General features: G+C 71.0%; 8 protein-coding genes. 4 read left to right on the top strand and 4 right to left on the bottom strand.

The features are described from left to right. The first annotated feature begins 3 nt into the window (after positions 1–3). The 4 genes from ABD481_RS44015 to ABD481_RS44000 all read left to right on the top strand — a co-directional run bounded on the left by ABD481_RS44015 (position 4) and on the right by ABD481_RS44000 (position 6227). Positions 4–807 carry an alpha/beta fold hydrolase gene (locus ABD481_RS44015; protein WP_344671890.1) on the top strand — a complete coding sequence of 268 codons (804 nt, stop codon included), beginning with the start codon at positions 4–6 and terminating at the stop codon, positions 805–807. Between the two features lie 20 nt (positions 808–827). After that, the gene (vioD, locus tag ABD481_RS44010; RefSeq protein ID WP_344671889.1) at positions 828–1943 is read left to right on the top strand and encodes a capreomycidine synthase; all 1116 of its coding nucleotides are present in this window, start codon (positions 828–830) and stop codon (positions 1941–1943) included. Between the two features lie 73 nt (positions 1944–2016). Next, positions 2017–3489, top strand: coding sequence for a tryptophan 7-halogenase (locus ABD481_RS44005; RefSeq protein WP_344671888.1), 1473 nt, complete (start codon positions 2017–2019; stop codon positions 3487–3489). Then, on the top strand, positions 3486–6227 hold the full coding sequence (locus ABD481_RS44000; RefSeq protein ID WP_344671887.1) for an amino acid adenylation domain-containing protein: 2742 nt from the start codon (positions 3486–3488) through the stop codon (positions 6225–6227). The genes ABD481_RS44005 and ABD481_RS44000 overlap by 4 nt, the downstream gene beginning before the upstream one ends. A 58-nt stretch (positions 6228–6285) precedes the next feature. On the opposite strand, the gene ABD481_RS43995 is transcribed toward ABD481_RS44000, so the two are convergent. From ABD481_RS43995 to ABD481_RS43980, 4 genes are all read right to left on the bottom strand, one after another. After that, a complete protein-coding gene (locus ABD481_RS43995; RefSeq protein WP_344671886.1) occupies positions 6286–8373 on the bottom strand; it encodes a carbamoyltransferase C-terminal domain-containing protein in 2088 nt (695 codons plus the stop codon). Further along, on the bottom strand, positions 8370–9431 hold the full coding sequence (gene hppD, locus ABD481_RS43990) for a 4-hydroxyphenylpyruvate dioxygenase (protein WP_344671885.1): 1062 nt from the start codon (positions 9429–9431) through the stop codon (positions 8370–8372). Before hppD ends, ABD481_RS43995 begins: the two co-directional genes overlap by 4 nt. A 71-nt stretch (positions 9432–9502) precedes the next feature. Beyond that, positions 9503–10504: a guanitoxin biosynthesis L-enduracididine beta-hydroxylase GntD gene (gene gntD, locus ABD481_RS43985; protein WP_344671884.1), complete on the bottom strand. Its 1002-nt coding sequence runs from the start codon at positions 10502–10504 to the stop codon at positions 9503–9505. A gap of 81 nt (positions 10505–10585) precedes the next feature. Further along, positions 10586–17758, bottom strand: a complete 7173-nt coding sequence (locus ABD481_RS43980) for an amino acid adenylation domain-containing protein (protein WP_344671883.1) — start codon at positions 17756–17758, stop codon at positions 10586–10588. Positions 17759–17781: the final 23 nt, after the last annotated feature.

Here is a 17781-nt window from a genome sequence, read left to right as displayed (position 1 = left end):
CCCATGGCGTACGTCTTCACCAACGGCATCCGCCTGGCCTATGAGCGCCGGGGACGCGGCGAGCGCGTCCTGCTCATCATGGGCTCCTCGGCCGGGGGCCGGGTGTGGACGCTGCACCAGACCCCGGCACTGACCGCCGCCGGGTACCAGGCCGTCACCTTCGACAACCGGGGCATCGCGCCGTCGGACGTCCCGCCCGGCCGGTACTGCCTGGACGACATGGTCGCCGACACCGCCGGGCTGATCCGCGGCCTGGCCGCCGCCCCGTGCCGGATCGTCGGCGTCTCGCTGGGCGCCCTGATCGCCCAGGAGCTCGCGATCCGCCACCCGGAGCTGGTGCGCTGCGCGGTCCTGATCGCGACCCGGGGCCGCACGGACGCCGCGCGCCGCGCGCACAGCACGGCCTTCCAAGCGCTGGCGGCGGCCGGCATCGAGCTGCCCGCCGAGGCCGAGTCGGTGTTCTCGGTCTTCCAGGGGCTGTCCCCGGCGAGCCTGAACGACGACGCCACCGCCGCGCTGTGGCTGGAGAGCTTCCGGCTGTCCCCGAACGACGCGCGCACGGCGCGCGGGCAGGCCTGGGCCGACCTCGACGAGGACCGGCTGGACGCGCTGCGCACGGTCGCCGCCCCCTGCCGCGTCATCGCCTTCGCCGACGACCTGGTCTCGCCGCCGCACCTGGGCGCGGAGGTCGCCGACGCCATCCCGGACTGCGACCTCGTCGAGCTGGCGTCGTGCGGCCACCTCGGCTATCTGGAACGCCCGGCCGAGGTCAACGCCGCGATCATCGAGTTCCTGGACAACCACTAGACGGGCTGGGAGGGCAGGTCATGAAGCTGCGTTCGGCACCACTGGAAGACTGGCTGCGCGACTACTACTTCACCGCCGAGATCGACATCTCCTCCAGCGGAGTCCAGTCGTACTCGATGGCGGAACTGCGGACGTTCACCGGGATCGAGTACTCCGACCTCGACGCCCTGGTCTTCGACGACGGCTACTCGCTGGGCACGCCGAAGGTCCGGGAGGCGATCGCCCGGCGCTGGGGCGACGGGGACCCGGGCAAGGTCATGACCACCGTCGGCTCCGGCGAGGCGATCTGGCTGGTGCTGACCGCCCTGCTCCGGCCGGGCGACGAGGTGGTCGTGGTCCAGCCCGGGTACCACTCGCTGGTCGAACTGGCCGTCGGCCTGGAGTGCACGACGCGGATCTGGCGGCTGGACTTCGACCGCGACTGGCGGCCGCGGCTGGACGAGCTCGCCGAGCTCGTCACCGACCGCACCCGCGCCATCATCGTGAACTTCCCGCAGAACCCGACCGGGGCCTCCGTCACCGAGGCGGAGCTGCGCGAGATCGTGGCCCACGCCGAGCGGGTCGGCGCCTACCTGCTGTGGGACGGCGCCTTCGCCGACCTGGTCTACGACTCCCCCGCGCTGCCGGACGTGTCCACGCTCTACGACCGCGGGATCGGCTTCAACACCTTCTCCAAGGCCTTCGGGCTGCCGGGCCTGCGCTTCGGCTGGTGCCTGGGACCGGCGGACGTGCTCGCGGACTGCGTCCGGATCCGCGACTACACCACGCTGCACACGGCGCCGCTGGTGGAGCTGCTGGCGCTCGGCGTGCTGGAGCACGCCGAGGCGTTCCTCGAACCCCGGCTCAAGCAGGCCCGGGCCAACCGGGAGATCGTGCGGGACTGGGCCGCGGCGCACCCCGACCTGGTCGCGATGACCCTCCCGGCCGGCGGCGTCGCGGCGTTCCCCCGCCTGCTCGGCCTGGCCGACACCTACGAGTTCTGCGAGAACCTCTTCCAGCAGCGCGGCGTCCTGGTCATCCCGGGCTCGTGCTTCGGCGCCGCGCAGCACATCAGGCTGGGCTTCGGCGGTTCGAGCGAGGCGCTGGTCGACGGGCTGGACCGGATGACGGACGCGCTGCGGGACGAACGGCGATGACCCGACCGATCCGAACGACCCCACCACTGATCCCACCGAACACACCGCGCCTGCTGTTCCGAGAGGACCCCTCATGAGCGGATTCGACCTGATCGTCGTCGGCGGCGGCCCCGGCGGTTCCACCGTGTCGACACTCGTCGCCGCGCAGGGCCACCGGGTGCTGCTCCTGGAGAAGGAGGAGTTCCCGCGCTATCAGATCGGCGAGTCGCTGCTGCCGTCCACCGTGCACGGCATCTGCCGGCTCCTCGGTGTCTCCGAGGCGCTCGCGGAGGCGGCGTTCATGCCCAAGCGGGGCGGCACCTTCCGGTGGGGGACGAGCCCGGAGCCGTGGACGTTCTCCTTCGCCGTCTCGGAGCACTTCTCCGGCCCCACCTCCACGGCCTACCAGGTGGAGCGGATGAAGTTCGACAAGATCCTGCTCGACAACGCCCGCACCAAGGGCGTCGACGTCCGCGAGCAGTGCTCGGTGGTCGACGTGGTGGAGGAGGACGGCCGGGTGGTGGGCGTCGTCTACGACGACCCCGACGGCGTCCGGCACACCGAGCACGCCCGATATGTCGTGGACGCCTCGGGCAACAAGAGCCGGATCCACAGTCGGGTCGGCGGCAAGCGCTACTACTCCGAGTTCTTCAAGAACCTCGCGATGTTCGGCTACTTCGAGGGCGGCAAGCGGCTCCCGGCGCCGAACAGCGGCAACATCCTGTGCGCGGCGTTCAGCTCCGGCTGGTTCTGGTACATCCCGCTGACCGACACGCTCACGAGCGTGGGCGCGGTGCTCCGCTACGACGCGGTGGAGCGGGTCCGGCAGGACAAGGAGCAGGCGCTCGCGGACCTGATCGAGGAGTGCCCGCTGATCGCGGACTACCTGTCGGACGCGCGCCGGGTGACGACTGGGCCCTACGGGGAGATCCGGATCCGCAAGGACTACTCCTACAGCGCGGACAAGTTCTGGCGCCCGGGAATGGTGCTGATCGGCGACGCGGCGTGCTTCATCGACCCGGTCTTCTCCTCCGGCGTGCACCTGGCGACCTACAGCGGCCTGCTCGCGGCCCGCTCGATCAACAGCGTCCTGTCCGGGGAGCTCGACGAGGCCAGGTGCTTCGAGGAGTTCGAGGCCCGGTACCGCAAGGAGTTCTCGCTGTTCCACGACTTCCTCGTCGCCTTCTACGACATGCACCAGGACACCGATTCCTACTTCTGGAAGGCCAAGAAGGTCACGCTCAGCTCGGCGCCGGCGCTGGAGTCGTTCGTGGAGCTGGTGGGCGGCGGCGCCTCGCTGGAGACCGGCCTGGTGGACGCCGGCTCCTACGACGGCGTGCGCAAGTCGGCCTTCAAGGAGCTGAAGGAGCTGGCCGACCGGCCGACCGGCGAGGACGGCACGGACCGCGACCTGTTCGAGTCGGAGCTGGTGGAGTCGGTGATGGAGGAGGGCACCAGGATCCAGCTGCACGCCCTGGGCGCCGGTGACGACGCCGACGACGTCTCGCCGGTGGCCGGCGGCCTGGTGCCGTCGGCGGACGGCCTGCATTGGGCGGAACGGGGGTGACCGCGGTCGCGGCGGGGCCGAACCCCGTGGAGCCGAGGGCGCCGGGCCCGGGCTCGATCCAGGCGGCCTTCGCCGCCCAGGCGGCCCGGACCCCCGATGCGGTGGCGGTCCGCTGGAACGGCGCCGGCATCAGCTACCGGGAGCTGGACGCCCGGGCGAACCGGCTCGCGCACCGGCTGCGCGGGCTCGGCGTCGGGACCGAGGACCCGGTGGCGGTGCTGATGGAGCGCTCCGCCGACCTGGTGGTGGCGCTGCTGGCCGTGGTGAAGGCCGGAGCGGTCTATCTGCCGCTGCACAGCGGATATCCGTTGGAGCGCATGCAGTGGATCGTGCGAGAGGCGTCGGCGTCGGTGCTGCTGACCGACCGGGTGATGCGGGACCGCGGCCTGCCGGAGGCCGAGCCGACGGTCGCGGTCGTCGTGGTCGACGATCCGGCCGGCGACCTGAATGACAACCCAACTGGCGACCCGGCCGGCGACCTGGCTGACAACCGGAGCCCGCGGCTGCCGGAGACCGACCCCGGCGTGGCCGGCCACCCGGAACAGCTCGCCTACATCATGTACACCTCCGGTTCGACGGCGATGCCGCGCGGCGTGGCGATCACCCACCGCGACGTCCTCGAACTCGTCGAGGACCGGATGTTCACGCCCGGCGCGCACGACCGGGTCCTGATGATCGCCCCGTACGCCTTCGACCCGTCGACCTACGAGCTCTGGGTCCCGCTGCTGCACGGCGGCCGGACCGTCGTCGCCCCGGAGGCCGAGCTGACCGTGGCCGGCCTGGCCCGGCTGATCGCCGAGGAGGGGATCACCGGCCTGCAGGTCACCGCCGGCCTGTTCCGGGTCCTGGCCGAGGAGGACCCCCGGTGCTTCTCCGGCGTCCGGGAGGTGATCACCGGCGGCGACGTGGTCTCCCCCGCAGCGGTGCGCCGGGTCCTCGACCACTGCCCCGGCATCGTGGTCCGGTGCGCGTACGGCCCGACCGAGACCACGCTGTTCGCGACGCAGTGCGCGTGGACGAGCGCGGCCGACGTACCCGCGCCCGTTCCCATCGGCCTGCCGCTGGACGGCCGCGACGGCTACGTCCTGGACGGATCGCTGGCCCCCGCCGGCCCCGACGCCACCGGCGAACTGCACCTGGCCGGCTCGGGTCTGGCGCGCGGCTACTTCCGGCGGCCCGCGCTGACCGCCGCGCGGTTCGTCGCGGACCCCTTCGGTCCGCCCGGCTCGCGCATGTACCGCACCGGCGACCTGTCCCGGCGCGCGCCGTCGGGGCTGCTCGACTTCGGCGGCCGGATCGACGACCAGGTGAAGATCCGGGGCTTCCGGATCGAGCTCGGCGAGGTGGCGGCCGCGATGGCCGACTTCCCGGGGCTGGCCCAGGTCGCGGTGGTGCCCTGGGAGGACCGGCACAGTGAGAAGACCCTCATCGGCTACGCGGTGCCGGCCGAGGCCGGGGCGGTCGTCGACACCGCGGCGCTGCACGACCACCTCGCCCGGCAGCTCCCCGACTACATGGTGCCGACCGCCTTCCAGATCCTGGACCGGCTGCCGCTGACGCTCAACGGCAAGGTCGACTACCGGGCGCTGCCCGCCCCGGCCACGGTCCCGGCCCGCGTCTCCCGGAGTCCGCGCGACCCCCAGGAAGAGATCCTGTGCGGGCTGTTCGCGGAACTGCTCGGCGTGCCGCAGGTCGGTATCGACGACAACTTCTTCGAGCTCGGCGGCCACTCCCTGCTGGCGACCCGGCTGGCCAGCCGGGTGCGGACGATCCTCGGCCGGAGGGTCTCGCTCAGCGGCCTGTTCAAGGCCCCGACCGTGGCGGCCCTGTCCGACTCGCTGCGGGCCGCGGCCCATCCGGACACCGGACCGCAGCCGGGCACGCTGGGCCCGGTCCTGGGGCTGCGCCCGACCGGGAGCCGCACTCCGGTGTTCTGCCTGCATCCCAGCGGCGGCATCGCCTGGTGCTACGCGGGGCTGCTGCGTTACCTCCCGAAGGAGTACCCGGTCTACGGGCTCCAGGCCGGCGGCCTGAGCGGGGAGCCGGAGTCCCCGTCGTTCCCGGCCGATCTGGACGCCATGGTCGCCGAGCATCTGGAGCGGATCCGCGACATCCAGCCGTCCGGGCCCTACCACCTCCTCGGCTGGTCGTTCGGCGGCAAGCTCGCGCACCGCCTCGCCGCGCGGCTGCGGCAGGACGGGGAGAAGGTCGCGTTGCTGGCCGTCGTGGACACCACACCGGGCCGGGACCACGACCATCGGCCCGGGTCCTCCTCCGAGCCGGAGGAATCCAGGACGGAAGGGGAAGCGGACACCGCGCCGGCCGGGCACCGCCGGCGCGACCTGCTGGAGCTCACCTTCAACGGCCTCGCGGCCTTCCGCGACGAGCCGGGAGACGGTCCGCTGGCCGTGTCCCGCATCGTGGAGATCCTCCAAGGCAGCGGCAGCGCGCTGGGCAGTCTGCGGCCCGAGACGGTCACAGCCCTGATCGACGTCACGGAGAACAACCTCAGGCTCGGCGACTCGGCGGCCGCGCCGCAGGAGTACGACGGCGACATGGTGTTCTTCGAGGCGGTCGGCGACCAGAACGTCCCCACCGGCCTCGCCGACACCTGGAAGCCCTATGTGAGCGGCCGGATCACCCGGTTCGAGGTACCCGGCGACCATCTGCGGATGATGGGGGCCGACGCGCTCACGGTCATCGGCCCGGTCGTGGCCCGCCACCTGGAGAACGTCTGATCCCGCCGAACCCGGTCGCTGCCGGGTTCGGCGGGATCTCCGCTTGGCGGCTCTGTTCTCAGTCCCCGTAGGAATCGGGGTCGTACTGCGGCAGCGGGAACAGCGGCCGCGTCGCCCCGGGCACCCCGGCCCACCGCAACCGCCCCAGCCTGCGCAGGTCCAGGGCCAGGTCGATCGCGGTGTCCAGCTCGGCGCCGAGCCGCTCGGCGAGCTCGGTCATCGTCCGTTCGCCGTCGGCGTGGGCGAGCAGCAGGTCACGCACCGAACCGTCGGCCGACGCTGATCCAGACCCTGATCCAGACCCTGAGCCGGACTCCGCCCCGGACACAGAGGCAGCCGCAGCGGCCGCGACCGGAGCCGGCCCCACCCGCTCCGGTCGCAGAGCCCGGAGGTCAGGGGCCTCGATCTCGACGTCCCCGACGAACACCCGGTCCAGCCGGGAGCCGAACAGGCAGTCGATCGCGTCCTGCGGCAGCTCCACGATCGGCATGCCCCGCAGGTTGAACGACGTGTTCAGCACCACCGGCAGCCCGGTCTCCTCCTCGAACGCCTCCAGCAGCGCCCGGAACGGACCGGTGGAACCGGTGTCGACCGTCTGGATCCGGCAGGTGCCGTCCACGTGCACGATCTCGCTGACCGCCGTGCGCTGGGCCTCCCACACCGGGCAGACCACGAGCATGAACGGGCTGTCCGGGGCCGGGATGTCGAACCACTTGTGGGCGCGTTCGGCCAGCACCGAGCCGGCGAAGGGCCGGAACGCCTCCCGGAACTTCACCCGCGCGTTCAGCCGGTCCTTCATCCCCGGCAGCCCGGGGTGGCACAGGATCGACCGCGCGCCGAGCGAGCGCGGGCCGAACTCGGCCCGGTCCTGGAACCAGCCGACGATCTCGCCGCGCGCGATCGCCCCCGCCGCGGCCCGGGCCGCGTCCGCCGGCGTGCGGTGCCGGCGCGCCGTCGCGCCCCACTTGCCGGCGAGCGCCTCGATGTCCTGGCCCGCCAGCCGGGGCGGCCCGAGGAAGACGTGCGTGAGCGCCGGACCCGGCCGCGCCCGGCCGGCCTCCGGCTCCTTCGAACCGCCCGGCTCCATCAGGTGGTGGTACGCGTACAGCGCCGCACCCGCCGCGTTCCCGTCGTCGGTGGCGGCCGGGAACACGAACAGCCGGTCGATCTCGGTCTCCCGCAGCACCCTGGCGTTCAGGGTGGAGTTCAGGAAGCAGCCGCCGGACAGGACCAGCGAACGGCTCGCGGTCCGCTCCAGGACATCCTTGATCACGTGCAGGCACGCCTGTTCGAACTCCTCCTGCACCTGTGCCGCCAGGTCCCGGTGGAACTGTTCCAACGGCTCCCCCGCCGGCCGCGGAACCAGCCGGAGCCCGCCGTCCCCGCGGACCGCCAGCCCCAGTTCCACCAGTGAGTCGGCGGCGCCCTCGAACGACAGCCGGCCTCGCGGGCGGGTCTGGATGAACAGGTCGTCGGCCGAAAGACGCTTGCCGTAGGACGCCAGGCCCATGGTCTTGCCGGCGTCGTCGTAGGTGGTGGCGGACTCCCGGAACCCGAGCGCCAGGGTGACGGTCCGGTAGATCTCGCCGATCCCGCTGAGCCGCTCGGGGATCCAGATCGCCCCGTCGCGCCAGCGCCCGGCGATGCGGTCCTCCTCCCGGATCTCCCGGAGCACGACCTCCGGCGCGGTCCCGAACCGGAACCGGAACGCGCTCTCGCGCTCGCGTCCGGTGCCGATCCGCGAGCCGTAGGCGTCGACGACGACCGCCGCCGCCTCGTCGAACCCCGAGGAGTAGAACGCGGCGGCGGCGTGCGCGAGGTGGTGGCCGGGGTGCGGCAGCCGCAGGGTCCGGCCGGGCGGCGCCAGCAGGCCCAGGACGCTCGCCAGGCGGTCCTCCTGGTCCTGGTCCACCGACTCGGTCGAGGTCGCGATGAAGCCGTCGACGTCGGCCTGGGTCAGCCCGGCGCCGGCCAGGACGTCGTGGGTCAGGTCGGCCATGGCCGCCGCGTAGACGTGGAGCGGGACGGTGCCCCGCTTGGTCCTGGTGGTCCGCTCCAGGGCCAGGGCGGCGCGGATCCGGCCGTCCTGGACCAGGCAGACGCTGCTGTCGTGGCTGAGGTTGAACCCGACGACGCGAACCGTCATTGTGCCGCTCCGTCCTGCGCGTGGAGCACCGGTTCCTCCGCCGTCCGGGCCCGGTCCACCGCCTCGTACAGAGCCTTGATGTTCGCGGTGCCGAAGCCCTGGGCGCCCCGGCGCTGGATCAGTTCGTAGAAGAGGGTGTTGCGCTCGTGCGGGGACCGCGAGAACAGCTGGAGCAGGTAGCCCCACTCGTCGCGGTCGGCGAGCACGTTCGTGGCGCGCAGCTCCTCGGTCTGCCCGCGCAGGTCGATCAGGCGGTCGGCGAGCATCTCGTAGTAGGCGTCGGGGGTCCGGAGGAACTCCACGCCCCGGTCCTCGAAGTCGCGCACCGCCAGGACGATGTCGTCGACGAGGAAGGCCAGGTGCTGGACGCCGGCGCCGCGGTTGCGCGCCAGGAACCCGTCCAGCTGCCCGGATCCCTTCACCGGGTCGGGTTCCAGGATGGTGAAGGTGATCAGGCCGGTGGCGCTGCGGACCACGGTCGAGCGCATCGCCTGGTCGCCGACCTCGATCTGCTCGCTGGAGTAGCGGCTGAGGCCGAACCCCTCGGTGTAGCGGCGGACCGAGTCCTGGAGCGTGCCCTGTTCCAGGCAGACCGCGACGTGGTCGAGGCGCTCGATACGCCGCCGCCACGGCGGCAGCGGCCCGGGGTTCGGGGTCGGGATCCACGCCGGCCCCGCGGGCAGCCGGCGGTCGGCGGGCGCCGACCGCGGCAGCAGGGTGTGGCGGACGGCGCCGAACCCGGAGACCGCCGGGGGGCCGTCCGCGGCCGTGAGCGTCCGGGCGCCGGCGGCGCGCGCGGTGTCCAGGGTGGCGGCGACGTCGTCGCAGCCGAAGGCGATGTCGGCGATGCCGTCGCCGTGCTCCTCCAGATAGGCGGCGACCGCCTCACCGGAGGTGACCATGAGCCGCACGTCGCCGTGGCACAGCATGGTCGAGTGCCGGTCGGTCGCGACGGATTCGGCGGTCTGGGTGAATCCGAACGACGAGACGAAGTGCTCGATCGTCGGTTTTCTGTTCTCGGTGTACAGCTCTACATATTCGATACTCTGCGCGGTCACGTGATCTCCCCGGGCGGATATCCGCCGCTCATCGCCGTCGGGTGCATGGGGTGGACGGGTTCGGTGCCGGTTCAGTGGATGGACCGGGAACCGGCCGAAGTCCGCGCGCCGCGCGACTTCCGCAGGTCGCTGGTCACGTTGACGCGCTTGAGCCAGCGGTCGGTGCCGTCGAAGCGGGCTTTGAAGGGCTTCCTGCCGTGCACGACCCGGAAGTTGTCCAGGAAGCAGAACTCCCCGGCCTCCAGCCGCAGGTCGTGCATGTCGTCCTCGACGGCGTCGGCCAGTTCCGCCAGCGCCGCCCGGGCCTCGTCGTCCCCGTCCTGGACGGTCATGAAGTAGGGGTCGGCCCGGATGTAGGGCTTGTCCAGGTCGCCGAACAGCACGGCGACCGGGGCCGGATTGTTCAGCATCTCCTCCACGTACGCGAACGACTCCGCGGTGCCGGGCGAATTGTTCTTCGCCTTGTGCGAGTTGTCCGGGAGGATGTTGAACCGCGGCTGGGCCAGGACGGACCGGGTCCGGTCGGTGAGCTTCAGCGTGTCGACGAACCCGATCGTGGTCACCGCGGCGTAGGGGTTGCGCAGGCAGGAGAAGGCCAGGAAGTCGCCCCGCAGCAGGTGGAAGGCGTCCTCGGTGTGCCAGGTCAGCAGGGCCTCGCTGCTGGTGCCCATCTGTTCCTGCTCGTGGCCCTGGATCGGGATGATGTCGTGGATCAGCCGGCCGTCCTGCTGCGTCGCCCACCCGAAGGGGTCGCCGACCAGGGAGCTCAGCATCACCAGGAGCAGTTCCTCGCGGTGCGCCGGCGAGGGGTTCCGGGACTCGCGCCAGTGCCCGGGTGTCGGGCCGAGCCGGTCGTCGTCGACCTGGTAGCCGCGGATCCGCAACACGCCCGACATCCGCTCCAGGCGGAACGCGTTGAGGGCGAGGCGGAGCCGGCTCGGCAGTTCGTGGGCGTGGACCGCCACTTGATGGAGTGCCTCCTCAGTGTCGAGGCGCTCGAAGGTACCCTCCAGTTTGTCGAGCAGCTGGGTGATCGCTTGCAGCTCGGTCGCGTCGATCTCCAGGGTGTCCATGGGCAACGGTCGTTCCTTCCATGCGGTTGCCGGGAATGCGTTTCTTGCGTGGCCGGCGGATGGACGGGCTCGTCCGGCCGGTCAGATCTCGAGTTCCTCGATCTCCAGGGCCTCGTCCGGCGCCCCGAGCAGGGCCCGGTTCACGGCCGCCGCGAGCTGGGTCACGGTCGGCTGGTCGAACAGGGTGGCCAGCGGGATCTCGGCGCCGAGGACGGCGCGGATCCGGCTGGTGACCCGGGTCGCGAGCAGGGAGTGGCCGCCGAGCTCGAAGAAGTCGTCGGTGACGCCGACCCGCTCCACCCCGATGAGCTCGGACCACATCCGGGCCAGGATCCGCTCGGTGGGGGTGCGGGGCGGCTGGTAGTGGTCGGCCAGGTCGGGCCGGACGCCGTCCGGGACGGGCAGCGCGGCGCGGTCCACCTTCCCGTTCGCGGTCAGGGGGATCGCGGCGAGTTCGACGAACGCCGCCGGGATCATGTGTTCAGGCAGCAGATCGGCGGTGTGCGCACGGAGCTCGGTGGTGGACGGGATGCCCCGGTCGGGGTCGGTCGGCACCAGGTAGGCCACCAATCGGCGGTCGCCGGCGATGACCCGGTCCACGACCGTCGCGGCGGCGATCGCAGGATGCGAACGCAGCACGAACTCGATCTCACCGGGCTCGATCCGGAAACCCCGGATCTTCACCTGCTCATCGACCCGGCCCAAAAACTCGATCTGGCCATCCGCACGCCACCGAGCCAGATCACCCGTGCGATACATCCGCGAACCATCACCCGCGAACGGATCCGCGACGAACCGCTCGGCGCTGAGGGCTTGGCGGCCGATGTAGCCCCGGGCCAGGGCGGGTCCGGCTATCGACAGTTCGCCGACCGCGCCGATCGGAACCGGGTTGAGGTGCCGGTCCAGGACGTGGAGGCGTGCGTTGGGCAGCGGGCCGCCGATGGGCGTCGGACCGTCCGGCGGAGCCGCGCCTTCCAGCTGAGCAGTGAGGTTCGTCAGGTCGCTGTAGGTGGAGTCGACCGTGGCCTCGGTGACGCCGTAAGCCGTGAGAAGACGCACCTCAGGGCCCAGAATCTCCATGGCCCGCACCGCCGAGGCGACACGCCACACATCCGTGGTCACCACCAGCAGACGCAAATGATCCAGCCGGGAGTCGGTATCGCGCAGATGCGCTACCAGCTCATCCACGTACTGCGGAGCGCACTCCAACGCGCTCACCTGCGCATCAGACATCAATCGCGCCCACTCCGCGGTCGACAACTGCAACCCCACCCGACCCAGAACCAGCGCACCGCCAGAACACAAGGCCCTGACCACATCACCGGTGAACACATCAAAACCGACACTGGCCAACGACAACCACCGATAAGCCGACCCCGGCCCGAAATGCGCACCCGACCAACCCGCGAATGTCGCGACCAACGACCCATGAGTCACCACCACCCCCTTCGGCCGACCCGTCGACCCCGAGGTATAGATCACCGACGCCGCCTGGTCCGGCGAGACCTTCGCGGGCGGTGCGGCATCCTGTGCGGCGTCCTGTGCGGCGTCCGACACTGATTCGATCGCCGCCCGGGTCGCCGGTTCGTCCAGCCACACCGTCGCAAGACCCGGCTCGACACGAAGATCCGGCGCGGCCGCACGGTGCCCGATCAGCACCGAGGCCCCGCTGTCCGCGAGCATGAAGGCCGAGCGTTCCGGCGGATATCCGGGGTCCAGCGGCAGACAGGCCGCCCCGGTTTTCCAGACGGCCAGCATCGCCACGACCGTGTCCGGACCGCGTTCCAGGCTCAGGCCGACGACCGCCTCGGCGGCCTTGACGGACGCTGTGGGCTCTGTGGGCGCTGCGGGCTCTGTGGACGCTGCGGGCTCTGTGGTCCCGGTGCCGACACCCAGCGTGCGAAGGTGCCGCGCCAGCCGGTTCGCCCTGCGGTCCAGTTCCGCATAGGTCAGGGTGACGCCGTCACAGTGCACCGCGACCGCGTCCGGACGTGCGGCGACGTGCGTCGCGATCAGCTCGTGCACACCGCGAACGGCGGGCAACGGCACAGCATTCTGGTTCCAGCCATGGATCAGCGCCGACTCCCCGAGGCCGGCCGCCGGCAAACCGGACAGCGGAACCTGCGGACGTACCGCGACCGCGGCGAGCATCGCGACCCACAGCTCGGCCATCCGCTCGACCGTCGCCCGGTCGAAGAGGTCGGTGCTGAACTCGAACAGGCCTCGGAGTCCCTCCTCGGTGTCCGCCACGCCAAGTGTCAGATCGAACAGAGTGGTGTCCTGTGCGACACCGCCGACGTCCGCGACATCGAGGCCGCCGAGGCCCGGGGTGGTCCCGGCAGCCTCCTGGACGTAGTTGAACAGCACCTGGAACAGCGGGGTCCGGGACCGGTCACGCTCCGGCTGGAGGGCGTCGACCAGGTGCTCGAACGGCAGGTCCTGGTGGGTGTACGCGTCCAGGGACACCTTGCGGACCCGGCCGATCAGGTCGGCGAACGACGGGTCGCCGGACAAGTCGGTACGCAGTACCAGGGTGTTGACGAAGAAGCCGATCAGGTCCTCGGTCTCGGACCGGTTCCGGTTCGCCACCGGCGTGCCGACGACGATGTCGTCCTGACCGGTATAGCGGGACAGCAGGACCGTGAACGCCGCGAACAACGTCATGAACATCGTCGCCCCGGACTGCCGCGATACCTCGCGCAAGCGGTCGGCGACCTCGTCGGGGACGTCGTAGGCGACGACCGCGCCGGACGACGTACGGACCGCCGGACGCGGCCGATCCACCGGCAACTCCAGCATCGGCGCGTCGGCCAACGCCTCCCGCCAGAACCCGAGCTGCTCGTCCAGGACCGGCCCGGACAACCAGTCCCGCTGCCACACGGCGAAGTCCGCGTACTGCACCGCCAGCGGCGCCAGCGGAGAGGGCTGACCATCTCGGAAAGCGCCATACAGCAGCGCTATCTCACGGCGCAGGATGCCCGCGGACCACTCGTCGGAGATGACGTGGTGCATGCACAGGTTCAGCACGTGATCTTCCGCACCGAGCCGCAGCAGAGAGCTGCGGATCAACGGTCCGGCCGCGAGATCGAACGGCTGTACCGCCGAGGACGCGATCAGATCACCGGCGGCCGCCAGCGGATCCGGTTCCCCGGACAGGTCCACGATGGGCAGGGCGAGGCCGGCCGCCTCGTCGATGACTTGATACGGCACGCCGTCGAGGCCGAGGACGAGACGGGTCCGCAGCACTTCGTGCCGCGCGAGTACTTCGTCCAACGCCGCGCCCAACGCCGCGACGTCCAGCGCGCCGGTCAGCCGGATCGGCATCGGCGAGTTGTAGTCCACCGACCCCGGTTCCAGCTGGTCCAGGAACCACAGCCGCTGCTGGGCGAACGACAACGGCAGCAGGCTGTCCCGGCTCGCGGGGACGATCGGCGGGGCGGTCCGCGTCGGGTCGCCGGCTTCTGCGGACCCGACGGACCCGGCGGACCCGGCGGACCCGACCGACCCCGCAGCACCGGCGCTCTCGACGATCCCGGCCAGGCCCGCGACCGTCGGCTCGTCGAACAAGGCCGCCAGCGGGATCTCGACGCCGAACACCGCCCGGATCCGCGAGACCACCCGCGTCGCCAGGAGCGAGTGCCCACCGAGATCGAAGAAATTGCCTCGCGTCCCCACCCGGTCCAGCCCGAGGACTTCGGCCCAGATCCCGGCGAGCAGTTCCTCGGTCGGCGTCCGTGGCGCCGCGAACCGGTCCTCGGACGCGGACCGGAGTCCGTCCGGTGTCGGCAGCGCCGTGCGGTCGATCTTCCCGTTCGGGGTCAGCGGCAGCTCCGGGAGCTCCAGGAATGCCGCCGGGACCAGGTGGTCAGGCAGCACTTCGCGCAGGGCGGCCCGCAGATCGCCTTCTGACGGGATGCCCCGGTCGGGGTCGGCGGGCACCAGGTAGGCCACCAATCGGCGATCGCCGGCGATGACCCGGTCCACGACCGTCGCGGCGGCGATCGCAGGATGCGAACGCAGCACGAACTCGATCTCACCGGGCTCGATCCGGAAACCCCGAATCTTCACCTGCTCATCAACCCGGCCCAGGAACTCGATCTGGCCATCCACACGCCACCGAGCCAGATCACCCGTGCGATACATCCGCGAACCATCAGCCGCGAACGGATCCGCGACGAACCGCTCGGCCGTCAACGCCGCCCGGTCCCGGTAACCGCGCGTGAGCCCGTCGCCAGCGATGAACAGCTCCCCCACCACGCCGACCGGCACCGGATTCAGCGAACGGTCCGCCACGAACAGGCGGGTGCCGGGCAGCGGGCCGCCGATCGGCGTCGGGCGGTCCAGACCGTCGGGACCTTCGATCCCGTCGAGCAGGCGCGCCAGGTCGCTGTAGGTGGAGTCGACCGTGGCCTCGGTGACCCCGTAGGCCGTGAGCAGGCGCACCTCAGAGCCCAGAACCACTTGAGCTTGCACCGCCGACGCCACACGCCACACATCCGTGGTCACCACCAACAGACGCAAATGATCCAGCCGGGAGCCGCTATCCCGCAGATACTCCACCAGCTCATCCACGTACCGTGGCGCACACTCCAACGCGCTCACCTGCGCATCAGACATCAACCGCGCCCACTCCGCAGTCGACAACTGCAACCCCACTCGACCCAGAACCAACACACCACCCGAACACAAAGCCCTGACCACATCACCGGTGAACACATCAAAACCGACACTGGCCAACGACAACCACCGATAATCCGACCCCGGCCCGAAATGCGCACCCGACCAACCTGCGAACGTCGCCACCAACGACCCATGAGTCACCACCACCCCCTTCGGCCGACCCGTCGACCCCGAGGTATAGATCACCGACGCCGCCTGACCGGGAACGACAGCTGTTTCGAGCGGATCGTCCGATGCGGCCCGCACCGACCGCAGGACGGCGGGATCGTCGAGCCAGACGGTGGCGGGAGCCTGATCCGCCAGCGCTTCCGGAACGGCTGTGCGATGGGCCACCAGCAGCACGGCACCACTGTCCGCGAGCAGGAAGGCCAGTCGTGCGGGCGGATAGCCCGCGTCCAGGGGCAGATACGCGCCGCCGGCCTTCCACACCGCCAACATCGACACGATCAGGTCCGGGCCCCGCTCCAGGCACAGGCCGACGATCGACTCCGAGGTCACGCCCAGTTCCCTGAGATGCCGGGCCAGGCGGTTCGATCGGAAGTCCAGCTCGGCGTATGTCAGCGACCCGCCGTCGCCCTCCACCGCGACGGCGTCCGGGTGCTCCGCCACGTGGGCCGCGATCAGTTCGTGCACGCCACCGACCTGGAGCGACGGTGCGGTGGTGGCGTTCCATCCGCGAGTCATCCGGGTGACGTCCGATGCGCTCAGCAGCGGCAGCCCGGAAAGGAACACCAGGGGGTCGGCCGCGACCGCGCCGAGGACCGCCACCAGGTGCTCGGTGAACCGGCGCATGGTGGCGGCGTCGAACAGGGTGCTGCTGTACTCCAGGCCGCCGAGGAGACCGCCGCTGTTCTCGCCGAGTTCCGTCACGTTGAAGGTGAGGTCGAACGAGACCTCCTTCTGCCCGCTCTCGACGCTCCTGACCACAGCCGCGTCGTCCACCTCGCCGGTCGGCCGGACGTAGTTGAACAGCACCTGGAACAGCGGGGTGGTGGAACGGTCGCGCTCCACGCCCAAGGCGTCCACGAGCTGTTCGAACGGCAGATCCTGGTGCGCATAGGCCGCCAACGCGGTGCTGCGGACCCGGGACAGCAGGTCGGTGAACGTCGGGTCGCCGGACAGGTCGGTCCGCAGCACCAGGGTGTTGGCGAAGAACCCGATCAGGTCCTCGGTCTCGGCCCGGTTCCGGTTCGCGACCGGCGTGCCGACGAGGATGTCGTCCTGGCCGGTGCAGCGGGACAGAAAGGCGGTGAAGGCTGCGAGGAGCGTCATGGACATCGTCGCGCCCGTCGCGCGGGACAGGTCCCGCAACCGGTCGGTGATCTCCTCGGACACTTCGAACGCGGCCACCGCGCCGGCCGAGGACCGGATCGCGGGGTGCGGGCGGTCGGTGGGCAGTTCCAGCACCGGCGCCCCGGCAAGCCGGTCGCGCCAGTAGTCGAGCTGGGTCTCCAGAACCGAACCGGTCAGCCACTCCCGCTGCCAGACCGCGTAGTCCGCGTATTGGACGCTCAAAGGTGCCAACGGCGACGGCTGACCGCTGCTGAAGGCCTCATACAGGGCCTTGAGGTCGCGACGCAGGATCTCGACCGACCATTCGTCGGAGACGACGTGGTGCATGCACAGGTTCAGCAGGTGCTCATCCGACGCGAGGCGGATCAGGGTTCCGCGAATGAGGGGGTCGGCCGCGAGATCGAACGACGTCGCGGAATCCGCCGCGATCAGCTTCGCCGCCGCCGTGTCGGGTTCCGGCTCCGCGGACAGGTCCACCACGACCAGCCCGAACCCGGCCGGTGGGTCGACCACCTGACGGGCCACGCCGTCGGAGCCCGCGACCAGGCGGGTGCGCAGCACCTCGTGCCGGGCGATCAGTTCGTCGAGCGCGGCGCCGAGGGCCGCGACGTCCAGGTCGCCGGAGAAGCTGACGCTGACCGGGAGGGTGTATTCCAGGGATCCGGGTTCCAGCTGGTCCAGGAACCACAGGCGTTGCTGGGCGAAGGACAGCGGCAACAGACCGTTTCGGTCCACCGGCACGATCGGCGGAGCCGATGCCAAAGACGAGCCGGCCTGCACATCGATGACCGCGGCCAGCCCTGCGACCGTCGGCGCATCGAACACTGATACCAACGGCATCTCCACCCCGAACACGGCGCGGATCCGTGAGATCAGCCGGGTGGCCAGCAGCGAATGCCCGCCCAGGTCGAAGAAGCCGTCGGCGGCGCCAACACGGTCCACCCCGAGGACCTCAGCCCAGATCCCGGCGAGCAACTCCTCGGTCGGGGTGGACGGGGCCGCGAACGAAGCGGTCAGCTCCGGACGGGCACCATCGGGGTCCGGAAGTGCACGGCGGTCGATCTTGCCGTTCGGAGTCAGGGGTATCGCAGCCAACTCGATAAACGCCGACGGCACCATGAACTCCGGCAACCGCCCAGCCACAAAAGCGCGCAGATCGGTCGCCGAGGCGATGCCCTCACCAAGATCGGACGGCACCAGCCACGCCACCAACCGGCGATCCCCAGCCACATCCCGACCATCCACCACCGCCGCCGCAACCCCCGGATGCGACCGCAACACATGCTCAACCTCACCCGGCTCAA

Source organism: Catenulispora yoronensis, assembly GCF_039531695.1.
Taxonomy (GTDB): domain Bacteria; phylum Actinomycetota; class Actinomycetes; order Streptomycetales; family Catenulisporaceae; genus Catenulispora; species Catenulispora yoronensis.
This window is presented reverse-complemented; position numbering and strand designations above follow the sequence as displayed.